We start from the raw sequence: 18,405 nt of genomic DNA on the forward strand, positions 1-18,405 counted from the left end.
TAGAGCAGGCGCGAAAAACGTGCCGCCCCAAAAGCAAGAAGGGCCGCCCGAAGGCGGCCCCCGACTCGGCTGGCGCCGAGGATCAGAACTCGTAACGTGCCGTGAAGCGCACGCCGCGCGGCGACTGGTACGAGGTCGGACGGCGCCAGTTCAGGTTCAGGCGGCCTTCCACGGCGCTGGTCGTGACGCGGCTGTAGTCGCGGATCTCGTCGACTTCGGTCACTTTCTGCGAGTTGAAGACATTGAACACGTCGACCTGCAGGGTCAGCTTGTGCGTACCGAACTTAGGCAGGTAGGCGAGCGACATGTCCAGCGACGAGCTCCACGGCGTACGGCCGAAGGTGCCGCGGTTGTGCAGCTCGCTCTTGCCCTGCGCGTTCAGGCAGTAGTACGAGGACGCGGTCGAGTAGCCGGCGGCGTCGCCGTAGTCCGGCGCGTCGTAGGGCACGTAGCCGATGCAGCTGATCGGACGGCCGGAAGCGACGGTGGCGTTGAAGCCCAGGCGCAGCTGCTCGGTCAGCATGTAGTTGCCGTAGGCCTTCAGCACATGGCGGCGGTCGTTCGACAGGTAGCCGTCCGAACCGTGGGTCAGCGATGGGAAGTCGAAGTCCTGCGATACGCCCGCGTCTTCCTGGTTGATGACCGAGTTCACATAGCCTTCCGCCGAGCCCTTCGACTTCGACAGGGTGTACGAGGCGTTCAGGTTCCACTTGCCGTCGAAAGCGCGGTCCAGCGAGAACTCCAGCGCCGCGTACTTGCGGGTGTACTTCTCCAGGCCGATGTAGGCGGCCGGGAAGGTGACCGGCACCAGCTTGCCGTCGTTCTGCAGGTCGACCTGCAGGGTGACGTCCTCGCCCGGGTTGACCATCACGCAGCCTGCCATGGTGCCTGAATCGAACTTGGTGAAGCCATTGTCCTGCGCCCATTTATCGAACGCCGAGTGCGAGCAGTAGTCATCCATGCCATTGTTGACCTTGCGGAACACGCCGCGTACACCAGCGTTCCAGCCCTTCGCCACGGCTTGCTGGAAGCCCAGGATCAGCTCGTCCTGCGACATCGGCTTGAGGTTCATGTCGGCCACGGTGGCCGGAATCGGCAGCTTGCCGTCGCCGTTGATCAGGGCGGTGCCGATCTCGGTGATGCCGGTCGGGGCGGCGGTGACCGGGTCCATGCCGGTGTAGCGGTAGAAGCGGTCGACCGACAGCTCGCCGCGGGTGGCGCGGATGTTGGTGTTGGAGGCGACGGGGATGAAGTAGCGGCCCAGGGTACCGTACAGCTTGGTGGTGGCGTCGCCCTTGACGTCCCACGAGAAGCCCAGGCGCGGCGCCTTCAGGTTCTTGGCTTCGACGAAGCTGACGCCATCGCCGTTCATGTTGTCGAAGGATTCCCAGCGCATGCCGCCGTACAGCAGCAGGTTGTCGGTGACCTTCCAGTTGTCCTCGATGTAGTAGGCGTCGTTCTTGACTTCGAATTCGCCCGAGGTGCTGGTAATGGTGCGGCCGCGCACGTACATCGAACCCGGCGCCACGGCATTGGCCACGCCGTTGACGGCGCCGCTGTTGCTGCGCAGGTAACGCCAGTAGATGCCGCCCGAGAACGCGTCGCCAGCCTGGCTCGAGGTGAATTTCTGCGAGTCGACACCGCCGCGCAGGGTGTGCGAACCGACAGTCCAGTCGGCGTCGATGCGGAAGGCGCGGCGCTTGTCTTCGTCCCAGTCGGGCGCGTTAGGGTCACGCGCGCTCAGGGCGAACGGTTCGTTCCAGCAGCCGAGTTTGTTGACGTCGACGTCGTACACGGTCGGGCAGTCCAGGGCCGCCACGCGGTAGCCGGTGGTGCGCGGCTCCTTGTGGTCGACGGCGCCTACCAGGGCCGACAGCGTGAAGTTGTCGGTCAGGTAGCCGGTGTACTTGCCGATCAGGGTGTGGCCGCCGGATTCGACGGAGCCCTTGCCCGGCGTGCCGACGTGCTTGCTCGACCATTCCTGGCTGGCGCTGTTGATGTAGTCGACGTAGTCGTCTTTTTCCTTGTTGCTGATGCCGGTGAACTCGAGGCGGTGGGTCTCGTTCGGCGTGAAGTCGATCTTGATCATGCCGTTCGGCTGGGTCGACTTGGTGGCGATGCTGCGGTTCTGCAGGAAGGTGTCGGTGGTGTCGCGGCGTCCTTCGAGCACGCCGAACACGAACAACTTGTCCTTGATGATCGGGCCGCCGGCATAGACGTTGGCGTTCAGCTCCTCGGTCTTGTTGAATTTGCGGAAGACCTTGTATTTGGCGTTGTCCGGGTCGAGGTCGAGCAGGTTCTTGCCGCTGGCCTGGAGCGACTCCGGCGAGAAGTAGAGCGATGCGCCGCCCTTCCAGTTGTTGGTGCCGCGCTTGGTGACGACGCTGATAATGCCGCCCAGCGAACGGCCGTACTCGGCGCCGTAGCCGCCGCTCTTGACCTGCTGCGCGCCGATGGCTTCGAACGGCAGGTTCGAGTACGACAGGAAGTTACGGATATTGGTGACGTCGAAGCCGTTGATGTAGTAACCGTTTTCGGCAACCGATGCGCCGGCGAAGGACGGCAGGCTGCCGCCGCCCAGGTCCGGGTCTCCGCGCACCACGCCTGGAGCCAGGATCGCGATCGCGTTGATATCGCGTGCCACCGGCAGCGCCGCGATCTGGTCGGCGGTGAAGACGGTGCTGGTTTCCGCGGTCGAGGTGTCGATCGCACTGCGTGTGCCCTGCACGACCACGCGCGCGACATTGTTGCCGCCCAGGTCGACGGCGGTACCGGAACCAATCGATACGTTCACTTCACGGGTGATGCCGCCGCCTTCGACGCGGTAAGTGCCTGGCTGGAGCTTGGCGGCGGTATAGGTGCCGTTCGCATCGACAGTGATCTGGCGCGTTGCGCCATTCTCGGTGCTGGTAATCGTAATCCTGTCACCGGGCTTGCCGCGGCCGTAAATCGAGCCCTCGGAACTCTGCGCGACGACGACAGAGGAAATCAACATGCCAACTGCAATTGCGGCGGCGCTGCGCTGATAGCGCCCGGATGAGAAACGCATAGATGCTCCCGTGAGTTTGATCGAAATGTTGTCATCAATCGCCGTGCTGGTGTTGCTAAGGCGAAATGAATAATGATCAGAACATCAAGATAACCAACTGTCAAACAGTTGTTTGTCTAGACAACATTTCCACGAGATATCATGCGCAATGCTTGAGTTTTGATGCCGAAAAGCGACAGGTCGCTATCCGGGCATCTGAGCTCAGTGGGCCTTCTTGCCGCGCACGCGCTGCACGACCGTTACCACCGCCAGCACGAGTGCGCCGACAATCACGCCGGCGAACGCAACGACCACCGTCGGTGCGACCGCCGCCAGCGCGCCGCCCACGGCCGGCACGCCGGCCACCATGCCTGCCGCGCCTTCCGAGAAGTGATGCAGCGGCGCCCAGGCGTGGGCGATGATGCCGCCGCCGACCATGAACATGGCCGCAGTGCCGACCACCGACAGGAACTTCATCAGCTTCGGCGCGGTGGCCAGCAGCAGCTTGCCGGTGTTGCGCGCCAGGCCGCCGGTCTTCTGGCTCAGGTAGACCCCGGCGTCGTCCATCTTGACGATGGCGGCCACCAGGCCGTACACGCCGACCGTCATCGCCAGTGCGATCGTGACCAGCACCGCGAACTGTGTGCCAAACGGCGCCTGTTCCACGGTGCCGAGCGAAATGACGATGATCTCCGCTGACAGGATGAAGTCGGTGCGCACGGCGCCCTTGATCTTCTCCTGCTCCAGCGCAACCATATCCACTGCCGGGTTGGCGACCGCGGCAGCGAGTTCGGCCTTGTGATGCGCGTCTTCTTCCTTGTGCAGGAATTTATGCGCGAGTTTCTCTGCGCCTTCGAAGCACAGGAAAGCCCCGCCGATCACCAGCAAGGGGGTAATGAGCCACGGAACGAAGGCCGAGATGGCCAGCGCTGCCGGCACCAGGATCGCCTTGTTCTTGAGCGAGCCCTTGGCCACGGCCCAGACCACGGGAATTTCGCGCTCGGCGTTCACCCCCGTAACCTGCTGGGCGTTCAGCGCCAGGTCGTCGCCCAGCACCCCGGCGGTCTTCTTTGCCGCCACCTTGCTCATCACCGCTACATCGTCGAGGACGCTTGCGATATCGTCCAGTAATAAAAGCAGGCTGCCGGCCATTGTTGCTCCAATCATGTCAAGTTCGCATCATCTTACCCGACGCGTGGTTCGCAGTCACACGGTTCAGCGCGGCTTTATGCATTTCAGTCGCGTAAATCTGCATCTCGTCGCTTTTGCCGGGTAACCCGAAGTACGCGTACGTATAGTGCAGGCTGTTGGCTGCGGTACTGCAGCCTCGCCACCGAAGGAGACGCCATGAATACCGAATCGACCCTGCAAGCAGCACACGCCGCACCTGTGCGCCGTGCCCGTCCGCCGAAGCGCAAGACCCGCATCACGATCTACCTCGACGACGAAGTCCTGAACGAATTCCGCAACCTGTCCGAGCGCTGCGGCACCGGTTACCAGACCCTGATCAACGCCGCGCTGCGCCATCGCCTGGCTGCACCAAGCGTCGAAAGCAGCCTGGCGTAAGGCTCCGTTGCGGTTCGCCTCCGGATGGGATTACATAGAGGAATTCTTTTGTGCTAATCTTCCCGCTCTTTTAACCCCGGAGGGACTTATGAAAAAAGGCGAACTGATCGCGGAATTCGCGAAGCGCACCGAGATGTCCGGCGCGGCTGCCAACACTGCCGTCAATACGATCATCGAGATCATCACCGAGCGCCTGAAAAAGGGCGACACGGTCGGCATCACCGGCTTCGGCACCTTCTCGGTCACCAAGCGCGCTGCGCGCAAGGGCCGCAACCCGGCAACCGGCGATGTCATCAAGATCGCAGCATCGAAGTCCCCGCGCTTCGCTGCCGGCGCGACGCTGAAAGCAGCCGTCAACCCGAAGAAGAAGTAAGCACTACCCCAGGCCTCGCGCCGCGCTCCGGTTCATCCGGACGCGCGCGCTGGCCCGTTTTGTTCCACCCTCCTCTCTCCTCCTTATTCCCTCAGCAGCATGAGCTTCGCCACCTGGATCGCCTTCGTCATCGCCGGTTCGCTGATCGCCATTTCGCCCGGTTCCGGCGCGGTGCTGTCGATGTCGCACGGCCTCGCCTACGGCCTGAAGAAAGCCAGTGCCACCGTGCTGGGCCTGCAGTTCGGCCTGATCCTGGTGCTGGTCATCGCCGGCGCCGGCGTCGGCTCGCTGCTGCTGGCGTCTTCGCTGGCCTTCACCGTCGTGAAGATCGTCGGCGCGCTGTACCTGATCTGGCTCGGCATCGCGCAGTGGCGCGCGCCGGTGGAACCGGCGGCCGACGCCGCCGCCTTGAGCACCGCCGGGCTGCCCGCGCACCCGAGCTTCGGCAAGCGCGTGGTGACCGGCTTCCTTACCAATGCCACTAATCCGAAAGGCATCATCTTCATGGTGGCGGTGCTGCCGCAGTTCATCGCCAAGGACGCGCCCCTGCTGCCGCAGCTGGCCATCCTGGGTGTGACCATGGTGACCATCGACTCGATCGTCATGCACGGCTATGCCGCGCTGGCCTCGTCGATGCAGCGTTTCTTCCGCGATGCGCGCGCGGTCAGGATCCAGAACCGCATCTTCGGCGCGGTGCTGGTGGTGATGGGTACCCTTCTTTTCCTCGTCGAACCTGGCCGCCGCGCCTGAAGCGGCGGCGTCCCTGCGGTCACTTGTGTATCTGTTACTCGGCAGTTGAAACTTTCTGTAAGTTGCGTAGTCCCAAACGCCGCCTGTGCGTTTAATCTGTCAGCAGCACATCGTCCACGTTCCCGCCGGAGCCCGCCATGCACAAGCAATTCGCCAAGACCGCCGTGATGCTCGCGCTCGCGGCCTTATCCACTGCCGCCCTGGCGCAGGAGACCCTGGACACGGAGCCGCCGGGCCGTGTCGGCCGGGTGTCGCTCGCCCAGGGCAAGGTCAGCATCAGCGGCGACGTGGGCGATACCGCGACCGATGCCCTGGTCAACTGGCCGGTCACCACGCGCAACCTGATCACCACCGAACCGAACGGACGCACCGAAGTGCGGATCGGCTCGACCGCGATCCGCATCGATGGCGACAGCTCGCTCGAAGTGGCCGAACTGGATGACGACAGCGTGCGCCTGCGCCTGCACTACGGCAGCGCCAGCATCCGCATCCTAAGCGAGGACGTGCTGCCGGAGTTCGAACTGTCGACGCCCCAGGGCCGCGTGCGCATGCTCAGGCCGGGACGCCTGCGCGTGGACGCCGAGCGCGTGCGCGACACCAGCGTGGTGAGCGTGTTCGAGGGCGAAGCCCAGGTCGACGGCGGCGGCGCCAGCCTGACCATCCGCGCCGGCCGCAGCGCCGAGCTGCGCGACGACGACGTGCGCACCCTGCAGGCGCAGCGCGATGCCTTCGACGACTGGTCCCTGGCGCGCGACCGCGTGAACGACGGCGCGCGCTCGGCGCAGTACGTCACCACCGAGATGACCGGTTACGAGGAACTGGACCGCCACGGCCTCTGGCAGGACGACATCGAGTACGGCCCGCTGTGGATCCCGGCGGTCGCCGCGAGCTGGGTGCCCTACCGCGACGGCCGCTGGACCTGGATCGCCCCGTGGGGCTGGACCTGGGTCGACAACGCGCCCTGGGGCTATGCGCCCTTCCACTACGGCCGCTGGGTGCACGTGAAGAACCGCTGGGCCTGGGCCCCGGGCCACCGCGAACACCATGGCCGCCGCCCGGTCTGGTCGCCGGCGCTGGTGGGCTGGGTCGGCGGCGGCAGCTGGAGCGCGGATTTCCACCAGCACGGTTCGCGGCCGGCCACCGGCTGGTACCCGCTCGGCCCGCGCGACCACTACGTGCCGCGTTACCGCCTGTCGGACGAGCGCCTGCGCCGCCTGAACAGCTGGCGCGAGCGCAAGGGCGATGGCCGTGATCGCGACCGCGACGGCGACCGCAACAACGACGGCGTGCCCGATTACCGCCAGCGTGGCCTTACCGTGGTGCCGCATGCGAACTTCGGCCAGCGCGGTTCGGTCGTGGTCTCGAACGTCCCGCGCGCCACGCCGCCGCGGGCCTTGCCGGCTACCCCGGGCGCCGCGCCGCCGGCCCCGCAGGGGTGGCGCGACCGCGGCCAGGCGAACGCACGCCGTGACAGCGACCGCGATGGCATTCCCGACCGCGTCGACCGCAGCCACGGACCGCGCGACCGCGATGGCGACGGCATCCGCAACCGGATCGACAGCGACCGCAACAACGACGGTATTCGCAACAGCGCCGACCGTGACCGCGACGGCATCCGCAACCGTTCCGACAACGACCGCGACGGCGACGGCATTCCGAACCGGGTCGACACCGACAACGGCAGCCGTGGGCGCTTCAGCGGCGGCCAGCGTCCGCCGGTGCTGACGACCGCGCCGGCGCCCGCCATGGTGCAGGAAACCGCCCGTCCGCAGTCATGGGGACGTGGAAACGGGGCTGAGAACGAGCGCCCACGCTGGGATCGGGGCGACCGCGGCGATCGCATCGAGGCCCGCCGCGAGCGTCCGCAGGCGATGGCGATGCCACAGCCGGCTGCGCCGAGCGCGCCGCCGCCCCAGGCCGTAGCAGCGCCGCCGCGCATGATGGCACCGCCACCGCCACCCGCCCCTGCGGCCCAGCCGGCCCGCGCCAGGTTCGAACGCCGGGCCGAAACCCTGGACAATAGCCGACCCAACGAGCGGGAGCGCTGAACCGAAGGGCCGGAACCGCATCCGGCCCTTTTTTCATGGCCGCGCACCGTCCAACCCGCCGTTCAGGCGGCCTGTCGCACCAGCCTGCAGTTCGTCACATTCCGCTCGCAGCCTGGACGGCGTCCCGATAAAGTGGCATCACTCGCTCGCAGGCAGCAGCGCTGCTCCGAGCGACCCAATGTCCCGCTATTTCTCCCATTCCCAAGAAATAGTTTTAGGCCGGCCACAGCGCCGGCCTTTTTTTTCGCCAGTGCAGGACCATATGAGAGCGGCTACAATGCCCCTTTGCACAGGAACGAATACATGGACCAGAGAGATTCCCTCATCGAATACCCCAGCGATTTCCCGATCAAGGTGATGGGGCCGACGCACATCGACTTCGCGCCAACGATCATCGAATTGGTAAAGGGCTTCGATCCGGCTTTCGATGTTGCAAAAATGGAAACCCGCCCGTCGACCAAGGGGAATTACACCGGCCTGACCGTCACCGTGCATGTCACCAGCCGCGAGATGCTGGACGATGTCTACCGTGCCCTGTCGTCGCATCCGATGGTGAAAATGGTGCTGTAAAGCCACGGTGGCAAGGCCCTGGCCAGCACAGGGCATCGCGCTGGCTTATAATGACAGGGCTGTCCATACTTCCGCCCTATATCCTCCATGAACCGTCCCGCCACGCCGCTGATCCGCGCGCTCGGCCGCGCCGACTACGAACCGACCTTCGCCGCGATGCGCGCCTTTACCGACGCGCGGTCGCCGGAGACGCCGGACGAGCTGTGGATCGTCGAGCATCCCCCCGTGTTCACGCTGGGCCTGGGCGCCGACCGCGCCCACGTGCTGGCTCCCCATGGCGTGCCGGTGGTCCAGACCGACCGCGGCGGCGAGGTGACCTATCATGGGCCCGGCCAGGTCGTGATCTACCTGTTGATGGATTTGCGCCGCAACAAGCCGGGCGGCAAGCTGTATGCGCGCCAGTTTGTGGCAAAAATCGAACAGGCAGTCATCGAGGTGCTGGCGGCGTATAATCTCGCGGGCGAACGCGTTGCCGGGGCACCCGGCATCTATATCGCGGATGGCCCGCGCAAGGGGGCGAAGATCGCCGCCCTCGGCCTCAAGGTACGCGGCAACGGCTGCACTTATCATGGCGTGTCGCTGAACGTGGCGATGGACCTGGCCCCGTTCACATGGATCAACCCGTGCGGATATTCGGGCCTGGCCACGGTCGACATGCGCACGATGGGTGTGGAAGCCCCGCTGGCGGATGTCCAGCAGGCGCTGGCGCAGGAATTAGTGCGCCAACTGGTGACGATCGAAGCGGTCGCACCAGCAACCGAACAAACTCTCTGAATGGAAGCCCGCCAGGGCACGAGCCAATGACCACCGACACCACCACCGGTACTGCCCCCGTCTACGACGCCACCGAAAAGCAGAAGGGCGCCAGCAAGACCTCGCGCATTCCGATCAAGATCGTCCCGATCGCCGACACCGAGCGCCTGAAAAAGCCGGACTGGATCCGCGTGAAGGCCGCGACCGCCTCGTCGCGCTTCTACGAGATCAAGGACATCCTGCGCGCCAACAACCTGGTGACGGTGTGCGAGGAGGCCAGCTGCCCGAACATCGGCGAATGCTTCGGCAAGGGCACCGCGACCTTCATGATCATGGGCGACAAGTGCACCCGCCGCTGCCCGTTCTGCGACGTCGGCCACGGCCGTCCGGACCCGCTCGACGTGAACGAGCCGGGCAACCTGGCCAAGACCATCGCCGACCTGCGCCTGTCGTATGTCGTGATCACCTCGGTGGACCGCGACGACCTGCGTGACGGCGGCGCCGGCCACTTCGTCGAGTGCATCAGCAAGACCCGCGCGCTGTCGCCGAACACCAAGATCGAGGTGCTGGTGCCGGACTTCCGCGGCCGCCTGGAAAAAGCCCTGAACATCTTCGCCGACGGCCTGCCGGATGTCATGAACCACAACCTGGAAACCGTGCCGCGCCTGTACAAGGAAGCGCGCCCGGGCGCCGACTACCAGCACTCGCTGGTGCTGCTGCGCGACTTCAAGAAGATGTACCCGACCGCGGTCACCAAGTCGGGCCTGATGGTCGGCCTGGGCGAGACCGACGAAGAGATCCTGGAAGTGATGCGCGACATGCGCGCGCACGACATCGACATGCTGACCATCGGCCAGTACCTGGCGCCGTCGAACTCGCACCTGCCGGTGCGCCGCTACGTGCACCCGGACCAGTTCAAGAAATTCGAGGAAGCTGCTTACGAGATGGGCTTCGTGCACGCCGCGGTGGGCGCGATGGTGCGTTCGTCGTATCACGCAGACCAGCAGGCGCACGAGGCCGGCGTCGCCGCCTGAGCATCGCCGCGTAATTCTCCGCACAATCCAGCCAAGGGCCGGCCCCGCACATGCGGCGCCGGCCTTTTTCGTTGACCAAGCTTCGTTTGACTCCCTGCCCAGACAATTATAGACTCCAATGATTGCGCTAACATTCATAGTTGGCCATCACAATATGGAGGAGACATGGGAAAACGCATGGTACAGCGGCTGCTGTGCTGCCTCGCGCTTGGCCTGAACCTGTTCGTACCGGCCGATGTATACGCACTTGGCACCCCGCGCTTCGTCGACGTACAGGGCAAGCAAGGCGTCCAGCTCGTCACCGGAGGCCATGCCGCCCCGATCGTGACCAGCACCGATGAATTCCCCGGCGTGCTGCGCGCCGCGCGCGACCTGCAACGCGACATCGAGCGCGTGACCGGACAAACCCCGCAGTGGCACACCGGCGCCGCCGCACCTGCGAGCGACATGATCATCGTGGGCACGCTCGGCCGCCATCCTGTCATCGACGCCCTGGCGAAGCAGGGCAAGATCGATACGCGCGAGCTGACCGGCCAGTGGGAGGGCTTCCTGATCCAGGCGGTCAGCGACCCGCTGCCCGGCGTGAAACGCGCCCTGGTCATCGCCGGCAGCGACAAGCGCGGCACCATCTACGGTATCTACACGCTGTCCGAGCAGATCGGCGTCTCGCCCTGGCACTGGTGGGCCGACGTGCCGGTGGCGCGCCATGCCGCGCTCAGCGTTCCGCTGGACACCCGGATCACCGACAAGCCTGCGGTCCAGTACCGCGGCATCTTCCTGAACGACGAAGCGCCGGCGCTCACCAACTGGGCCAGGGAACGCTTCGGCGGCTACAACCGCAAGTTCTACGAGCAGCTGTTCGAACTGATGCTGCGCATGCGCGCCAATTACCTGTGGCCCGCCATGTGGGGCTCGGCCTTCTACGATGACGACAAGACCAATGGCGAGCTGGCCGACAGCATGGGCATCGTCATGGGCACTTCGCACCACGAGCCGATGATGCGCGCCCACCAGGAATGGCTCCGCCATGGCAAGGGCCCGTGGGACTACAGCCGCAACGCCGAGACCTTGCGCGAGTTCTGGACCCAGGGCCTGCGCACCACGCGTGACTACGAAAAGGTGATTACGATGGGAATGCGCGGCGATGGCGACGAGCCGATGTCGGAAAGCGCCAACGTCGACCTGCTCGAGCGGATCGTGCGCGACCAGCGTGCACTCATCAAGCAGGAATTGAACCGCGATCCCGCAAGCGTCCCCCAACTGTGGGCCCTGTACAAGGAAGTCCAGGAATACTACGAAAAGGGCATGCGCGTGCCCGACGACATGCTGCTGCTCTGGTGCGACGACAACTGGGGCAACATCCGCCGCCTGCCCACGCCGGAGGAGCGCAAGCGCAGCGGCGGGGCCGGCGTGTACTACCACTTCGATTACGTGGGCGGTCCGCGCTCCTACAAATGGTTGAACGTGACCCAGATCGCCAAGGTCTGGGAGCAGATGAACCTCGCCAACGAGTACGGGGCCAACCGGCTCTGGGTGGTGAACGTCGGCGACCTCAAGCCGATGGAAGTGCCCACCGAATTCTTCCTGGCCTACGCCTGGAACCCGGCGGCCTGGCCGGCGGAGAAGCTGCCGGAGTACCTGCGCGCCTGGGCCGCGCGCGAATTCGGTACCGAGCACGCCGCACGCATCGCCTCGATCGTCGAACGCTATACCCGCTACAACGCGCGCCGGCGTCCGGAACAGCTGGCGCCCGACACCTACAGCCTGAGCGCCTACGACGAAGCCGAACGGGTGGTGAACGACTACAACGCGCTCGTCGCAGAAGCCGCTCAAATCGGCAAGGCTTTGCCGAAGACGATGCAGGATGCGTATTTCCAGCTGGTCGAGTATCCGGTGCGCGCTTCCGCCAATGCGCTGGACATGTGGGTCTCGGCCGGCAGGAATGCCCTGTATGCGCGCCAGGGACGCCTCACCACCAACGACGTGGCCGCGCGCGTGCAGCGCCTGTTCGACCGCGACGCCGCACTGACCCGCCAATACCACGGCAGCAACAAGGGCAAGTGGAATCACATGATGTCGCAGAACCGCTTCGGCTACACCAACTGGGCCCAGCCCTACCGCGACGTGATGCCGGCGGTATCAAGACTGCGCGTGCCGGACCGGGTGGCGCCCGGCGGCATCCGCGCGGCCGACCAGATGGGTGTCGTGGTGCAGGGCAGCCAGGCCGTGTGGCCGGCCTACGGGCTCGGGAAGATGGCGCTGCCGGCGCTGGATGTCTTCGACAGGCAGCCGCGCTGGTTCGAACTGTTCAACCGCAGCGCGGAGCCGTTCGCATACGCCGTCAAGGCAAGCCACCCGTGGATTCGCCTCAGCCACGCTAGCGGGCGTGTCGACAAGGAGCAGCGCATCCTGGTGGACGTGGACTGGAGCGCCGTTCCGACAGGCAGCCTGGAGGCCGAGCTGACGGTGACCGGGCCGGAAGGGGCCAGGCTCATCGTCAAGGTTCCGGTGCACAAGCCGGAAGGCCTGAGTCCGCAGTCCGCCCAGGGACACGTGGAAAGCCGCGGCGTGGTCGCGATCGAGGCGGAGCACTTCAGCCGCTCGCATGCACCCCAAGGGCGCCAATGGCTCAGGATTCCCGGCTACGGCCACACCCTGTCGGGCATGACCACGATGCCCGGTGCCGCGCCCGCGCTGTCAGTCAACGACGGCATGCGGCTCGAGTATGACGTGCACCTGTTCCACAGCGGCGAGGTGAAGCTGCACGCGACCTTGGGACCGACGCTCAGGTTCCAGCCGGGGAAGGGCTTCCGCTACGGGGTGTCGATCGACGACGGCCCGGTGCAGGAAGTGAACGTGCACGCCGACGAAACCGAACAGTACTGGAACAAGCTGGTGTCCGACGGCGTGGCGAAATTCGTGACCACGCATCTTGTGGACGGGCCGGGGCGTCACACGGTCAAGTTCTGGGCCCTGGACCCGGGCCTGGTGCTGCAGCGCCTGGTGATCGACGCGGGCGGCCTGCAGCCGAGTTACCTGGGCCCGCCGGAAAGCCCGTATTTTCCGGTGAGGTGAGCGACGGCGTATGAGCGGGCAGGGCTTGCATAGAGGAACTGGAGCCCTGCATGTGTGCGCGCTGCGATATAGTTGATGTCAACCAGACATCACGCAAGCGAACCATGAATCATTCCCATCCTCCTCTCGACGACACCGAACACGACGACGGCTTCCTGGAGCGCGAGCTCGACTTCCCGGAGCGCGGCATCGAACTGGTCAAGATGGAAGGCCGCGTCTTCCTGCGCTTCTCGGGCGAGGTGCGCTACGAGGGCCTGCGCGTGCCTTACCGCCTGGTGCCCTCGCGCGGCGTGCTGGCCAAGCCGAGCAAGTGGCGCAAGATGGACATGCTGGCCCGGCGCGAGCTGCTCGAGGAACGCGCCACCCCGGATGCCATCGAACAGCTGCAGACCGAGGCCGAGGCCTTTGTGCGCGACATCGCCGAAGAAGCCGACGATTTCGGCTGGGACCCGCTGCTGTTCCTGCAGGTGCTCGACGAGCTGGAAACCTCGGAGCCGGCCGAATACGTGTTCCAGCGCGTCTCGCAGCGCCTGGCCCACGCGATCGAACGCGAGCAGGAAGAACGGCACGCCGCGCGCACCAAGGAAAGCATCAACCTGGCCGAGTACCCGGAATCCTTCGAGGTGGCCAGCCGCATGGGGCGCAAGTTCATCGCCCTGCTCGGGCCCACCAACTCGGGCAAGACCCACCGCGCGATGGAAGCGCTGGCCAAGGCTGCGAGCGGCGTGTATCTCGCGCCGCTGCGCCTGCTGGCGCTGGAAAACTACGAGCGCCTGCAGAACGCGCGCCCGCACGGCAAGGAGATCAAGGTCAGCCTGATCACCGGCGAAGAGCGCCGCCTTGCCGAGGACGCGACCCATGTTGCCAGCACCGTCGAAATGCTCGATACGAAAACGCCGGTCGAAGTGGCGGTGATCGACGAGATCCAGATGCTGGCCGACCGCGACCGCGGCGCCGCCTGGACCGCGGCCGTGTGCGGCGCGCCCGCGTCCACCGTTTTTTTGGTCGGGGCGCCGGAAGCGCGGCGCGCGATCGAGGCGCTGGCCGAGCGGCTGGAAGTGCCGCTCGAAGTCCACGTACTGAAACGCATGGCGCCGCTGGCGATGGAACCCTCGGCGGTGCGCAAGCTTGGCAACCTGCGGCGCGGCGACGCCGTCATCGCCTTTTCGCGCCGCGACGTCCTGATGTGGCGCGACATGATCACCGAGAAGGGCCTGTCGGTGGCCACCGTGTACGGCAACCTGTCGCCCGAAGTGCGGCGCGCCCAGGCCGAGCGCTTCCGCGAGGGGCAGGCCGACATCGTGGTCGGCACCGACGCGCTGGCGATGGGCCTGAACATGCCGATCGCCCGCATCGTGATGACCACGGCGGTGAAGTATAACGGGGTCGAGGAAGAAGAAATCTCGGCGGCGCTGGCCAAGCAGATCGCCGGCCGCGCGGGGCGCTACGGCGTGCACGAAGAAGGTTTCGTCGCGGGCTACGACGACGACACCCACGAAGTGATGCGCGCGCTGATGAAGGAGAAAATCCCGCCGGTAGCGGCCACCGGCTTCGCGGTGGCGCCCTCGCTCGAGCAGCTGCACCGGATCTCGTCGGTGACGGGCGAGACCTCGCTGGTCAAGCTGCTGCGCCGCTTCGTCCACAACATCGACGTGCCGGACGGCTTCTTCTATCCGCGCATCACCGAGGAACAGAACGAGCGCGCCGAATGGCTCGACACGCTGCCCCTGAGCGTCGCGGAGAAGTTCATGCTGTCGCTGGTGCCGATTTCGAGCCGGGTGCCGGTGCTGCAAAGCGCCTGGGAGCATTGGGCGCTGTCGCTGGCGAAGAAGCGGGTGTTCAAGCTGACGCCGCCGACACAGGAGCTCTATTACATGAACCTGCAGGAGGTCGAGGATACCTGCCGCATGTATTCGGCCTACGCCTGGCTGGGCTACCGTGAGCCGGAATACTTCCCCAGCATCGAGCTGGCGCAGCAGCTGGCGCGCCAGGCTTCGGAACGGGTGGATGCGATGCTGCAGCAGCAGAATGCGGCGGCGAGGCAGCGGGGTGGGCCAGCCGGCTCGGGCAGGGGCAAGCGCCGGCGTTAGTGGTTGCGGTGCGAACTTAGGCTCCGGCCTTCGCCGGAGCGACGGTTTCCAGGCTGGCGGACAGGTAAGCTATTGCGGCATGCACCTTCAGCACGTCGTTCCCGCGAAGGCGGGAACCCAAGTTTATTAGCTCAGCCACCAGCCCCAAGCCTGCACGATCAGCAGCCGCAGTGTACGATCCCGCTTTTGTAAAAGAAGCGACAGCACCGTGAACCCGAAATACACTCCAGAATCCTTCAACGAATTCGGCAAGGTCTTCCTGCCCGGCCACCTCGGCATCCGCATCACCGACGTCGCCGAAGGCCGCGTGTGCGCCGAACTCCCGGTCCAGCCCCACCTGCTGGCCCCGAACGGCTACCTGCACGCCGGCAGCGTCGTCACGCTGGCCGACACCGCGGCCGGCTACGCCTGCGTCGCCCACCTGCCGGAAGGCGCGAACAGCTTCACTACCATCGAACTGAAATCGAACCACCTCGGCACTGCGCGCCAGGGCACGATCGCGGTCGTGGCCACCAGCGTGCACCTCGGCCGCACCACCCAGGTGTGGGACGCGATCGTCACGGACAAGGACAGCGGCAAGACCATTGCCCTGTTTCGCTGCACCCAGATGATTCTGTACCCGAAATAAAGGTCTAAGTAGTCGCCCATTTTTTGCTGTCAAAGTCAGATTGGCAATTCAGCAGGGGTTGAGCGATGAAACACCTGGAGTTGAGCGAGGACGAGCAGCGTACGCTGCGTGAGATGGACGTTTTTCATCCGCATCCAAGGACGAGAATGCGGGCCCAAGGGATTTTGCGCCTGAGCCAAGGCCTGACTCTTCAGAAGACTGCTGATGAATTCGGCGTGCACTTGAATAGCGTCGAGCAGTGGCGGCAACGGTGGAGCAAGCTTGGCCTAGCCGGGTTGTATGAGGGACGTCATACCGGTTGACCGAGAAAGTGGACTCCCAAGCAGCAGCAGGCTTTCGGTGAGTTCGCGGTTTCCGAAGGCGGGACTGTGGGTGCACTGCTACGCCAGATCGAGCAGAACCAAGATCAAGTGCCAGTCAGCGAAAACACGGCCAAGCGTTATCTCAAGGAGATGCATTTCACGTACAAGCGCTATCGGTACAGTTTAAAAAAAAGCGAAATCAAGAAGCGTTCGAGCACGCCAGCAAAGTGATCGACGCGCTGTCCCGGCTCGACCACGAACAGCAGTGCGAACTGCTTTACTTCGACGAATCAGGTTTCAGTCCGAATCCGCCGGTGCAGTACGGATGGGGGGAAATCGGCCAGACCCGGGCTGTCGAGCCGCTCGCGCGCCGGCAGCGTGTGAACGTGCCCGGGGCATTGCGGCACGATGGCTCGTTGACCTGGACTACGCAGCAGCGACCGACGTCACGGGATGACGTAATCGCGTTCTTCGATCAAGTCGCTGCTCAAGCGCACGAGGTTCCACGAATCGTCTTGATCGACAACGCCGGCATACACAAGGGCGTCCCGATATACAAGAAGCGCCGCCAGTTGGCCAAACATGGCCTGTATCTGTACTACCTGCCGCCCTACAGTCCTGAGCTCAATCGAATCGAGATCCTGTGGAAGCATGCCAAGCATTCCTGGCGTCGCGTCGTTGCCAAGAACGGCGCAGACCTGCTCAACGAGATTCAATCCCTGATGAGCGGATTCGGCAGCAAGTTCACGATAAATTTTGGGTGACTACTTAGGACTAGGCCACTCGTAGGGTGGTCGGCCTCGTCGACCGCGCGTTTAACGCACAGGTGACTATTAACCTCCAGATGTGTTGTTGCTGATGAGCATGCGCCAACGCCGCTATGTCGTCGGTTCGATCGCACACACGCGGAGCACTGCCCTGCAAGTTCATCGGGCAAAAAATGTTCCCTTACCCCGACATAAATCTACTTTCATGGAGGAGCAATTAGAGGAGACGTAGATATCTGAGTAGCGAGCGCTCAGAAGTCGCCGACGCACCTGATTTATGTCTTCAAATTTTAATTGCCTCAGTGGAATGACAATTTCATCCATCACCTAGGAAATAGGGAGAAATGTTCTTTAAACGCTGTAAGTACGAAACGTATGCACTTCTGCTCTGCCATATACTTACAGCGACAACTTTCCGAAATTCATCGAACGCTAGGAATGAACGTGAAGACCACCATCCTTACAATCTCCGTAACCATTTTTATTAACATTTCTACCGCTCCCGCCCACGCGAAAGACGTCGGGCTATGTGGAGTGCAGGCAATAGGTAAGGACGTCGCGGACAAGTCATTCGTAATTGAATTTGACGGAAAGGTCGACCGAAAGGCAACGAAGCTTAGTAAAGCAAAGAAATTGGACACTGAGCTTGTGGACAGCGTCTTCAATAATGATCAAAAGTTCATGAAAAGATTAAGAGCGAACGAAGGCGACGTGATATACGTTGCCAGAGGAAAGTCGGAGGGCTGCGTCATTCGTCCTGGAGAGCAGGACGGCAAGGAAGGTTATTACATTGAGAGACACGAAATAGTTCGAAATGCGCCACCAGTTTATGAATCCGTTTTCGTCGAGTCCAATTGAAAAGAAAAGAGGACGAAATTTCTATGATACAAAATCACGCACGTTTGCGCATGGCGCTGACCGTCAAGGTTGTTTTTGCGATTACTAGCTTCATCGGATCAGCAACCACTTTTGCGGTCGACCAAAAACTGCCGACATTTACGCAACCGACGACAAATCCGGGTTTAACTTTGCCTAACCAACCGGACGTCCATATCACAGCGCCAAGGCTGTCCGATCCGTGGATTGGGTACAATCCAGGTGGCTCATATAGCGGGGGGGGGGCGGAACAGGACAACGACCACCAGCGAGACCGCCCGCAGTAACGGCACGTTACGTTCCGGAAGTCGGAAATGAGCCCCCGCGACGTTGCAATCAACAGACCGGTTCTCCCGGAACGCCTCGGCCTGTCATCATCGCAACCGGGGAAAAGTACCAGGATGAAAAAGATTTCACCGATTTTTCAACTCTGGGTCTGAGTCAAAGTAGAACATATCGATCAATTCCAAGTAGCCGGCCCGCGAGACTATTCGGTCCTCAATGGTATTCTACGTTTGATGTTCCCACTTTAGAGAAGTCTTCGA

Annotated in this window: 14 protein-coding genes and 2 pseudogenes; 14 read left to right on the forward strand and 2 right to left on the reverse strand. The window is 63.7% G+C overall.

Going from position 1 to position 18,405, the window contains the following annotated elements; translation table 11 throughout:
* Nucleotides 1-82 precede the first annotated feature (82 nt).
* Together AC56LU_RS13190 and AC56LU_RS13195 are read right to left on the reverse strand one after the other, a co-directional pair.
* Nucleotides 83-2,995, reverse strand: a complete 2,913-nt coding sequence (locus AC56LU_RS13190; protein ID WP_497176063.1) for a TonB-dependent receptor — start codon at nt 2,993-2,995, stop codon at nt 83-85.
* A 255-nt stretch (nt 2,996-3,250) separates the two neighbouring features.
* Nucleotides 3,251-4,180, reverse strand: a complete 930-nt coding sequence (locus AC56LU_RS13195; protein WP_497176266.1) for a DUF808 domain-containing protein — start codon at nt 4,178-4,180, stop codon at nt 3,251-3,253.
* A gap of 195 nt (nt 4,181-4,375) precedes the next feature.
* On the opposite strand from AC56LU_RS13195, the gene AC56LU_RS13200 reads away from it, so the two are divergent.
* The 14 genes and pseudogenes from AC56LU_RS13200 to AC56LU_RS13265 form a co-directional block, all read left to right on the forward strand.
* Nucleotides 4,376-4,594, forward strand: a complete 219-nt coding sequence (locus AC56LU_RS13200) for a BrnA antitoxin family protein (RefSeq protein WP_497176064.1) — start codon at nt 4,376-4,378, stop codon at nt 4,592-4,594.
* Nucleotides 4,595-4,682: 88 nt separating this feature from the next.
* On the forward strand, nt 4,683-4,967 hold the full coding sequence (locus tag AC56LU_RS13205) for an HU family DNA-binding protein (protein WP_224947036.1): 285 nt from the start codon (nt 4,683-4,685) through the stop codon (nt 4,965-4,967).
* A gap of 99 nt (nt 4,968-5,066) precedes the next feature.
* On the forward strand, nt 5,067-5,717 hold the full coding sequence (locus AC56LU_RS13210) for a LysE family transporter (protein ID WP_497176065.1): 651 nt from the start codon (nt 5,067-5,069) through the stop codon (nt 5,715-5,717).
* A 137-nt stretch (nt 5,718-5,854) separates the two neighbouring features.
* On the forward strand, nt 5,855-7,765 hold the full coding sequence (locus tag AC56LU_RS13215) for a DUF6600 domain-containing protein (protein ID WP_497176066.1): 1,911 nt from the start codon (nt 5,855-5,857) through the stop codon (nt 7,763-7,765).
* A 303-nt stretch (nt 7,766-8,068) separates the two neighbouring features.
* The gene (locus AC56LU_RS13220) at nt 8,069-8,335 is read left to right on the forward strand and encodes a DUF493 family protein (RefSeq protein WP_497176067.1); all 267 of its coding nucleotides are present in this window, start codon (nt 8,069-8,071) and stop codon (nt 8,333-8,335) included.
* 87 nt (nt 8,336-8,422) lie between these two features.
* Complete coding sequence (gene lipB, locus AC56LU_RS13225) at nt 8,423-9,109, forward strand: lipoyl(octanoyl) transferase LipB (RefSeq protein ID WP_497176068.1); 687 nt, start codon at nt 8,423-8,425, stop codon at nt 9,107-9,109.
* 26 nt (nt 9,110-9,135) lie between these two features.
* Nucleotides 9,136-10,122: a lipoyl synthase gene (gene lipA / locus AC56LU_RS13230; protein WP_497176069.1), complete on the forward strand. Its 987-nt coding sequence runs from the start codon at nt 9,136-9,138 to the stop codon at nt 10,120-10,122.
* Between the two features lie 165 nt (nt 10,123-10,287).
* Entirely contained in the window at nt 10,288-13,197 is a 2,910-nt protein-coding gene (locus tag AC56LU_RS13235) for a glycosyl hydrolase 115 family protein (protein ID WP_497176070.1), read from the forward strand.
* Nucleotides 13,198-13,301: 104 nt separating this feature from the next.
* Nucleotides 13,302-15,287 carry a helicase-related protein gene (locus AC56LU_RS13240; protein WP_497176071.1) on the forward strand — a complete coding sequence of 662 codons (1,986 nt, stop codon included), beginning with the start codon at nt 13,302-13,304 and terminating at the stop codon, nt 15,285-15,287.
* Between the two features lie 208 nt (nt 15,288-15,495).
* A complete protein-coding gene (locus AC56LU_RS13245; protein WP_497176072.1) occupies nt 15,496-15,915 on the forward strand; it encodes a PaaI family thioesterase in 420 nt (139 codons plus the stop codon).
* Between the two features lie 65 nt (nt 15,916-15,980).
* A complete protein-coding gene (locus tag AC56LU_RS13250) occupies nt 15,981-16,217 on the forward strand; it encodes a helix-turn-helix domain-containing protein (RefSeq protein WP_497176073.1) in 237 nt (78 codons plus the stop codon).
* Between the two features lie 194 nt (nt 16,218-16,411).
* A pseudogene (locus tag AC56LU_RS13255) lies at nt 16,412-16,981 on the forward strand (IS630 family transposase); the annotation flags it as partial.
* A gap of 447 nt (nt 16,982-17,428) precedes the next feature.
* Nucleotides 17,429-17,842 carry a hypothetical protein gene (locus tag AC56LU_RS13260; protein WP_497176074.1) on the forward strand — a complete coding sequence of 138 codons (414 nt, stop codon included), beginning with the start codon at nt 17,429-17,431 and terminating at the stop codon, nt 17,840-17,842.
* Between the two features lie 394 nt (nt 17,843-18,236).
* Nucleotides 18,237-18,374 (forward strand): annotated as a pseudogene (locus tag AC56LU_RS13265) (DUF6531 domain-containing protein); the annotation flags it as partial.
* Nucleotides 18,375-18,405: the final 31 nt, after the last annotated feature.

Source organism: Telluria sp. PB2R4, assembly GCF_059685695.1.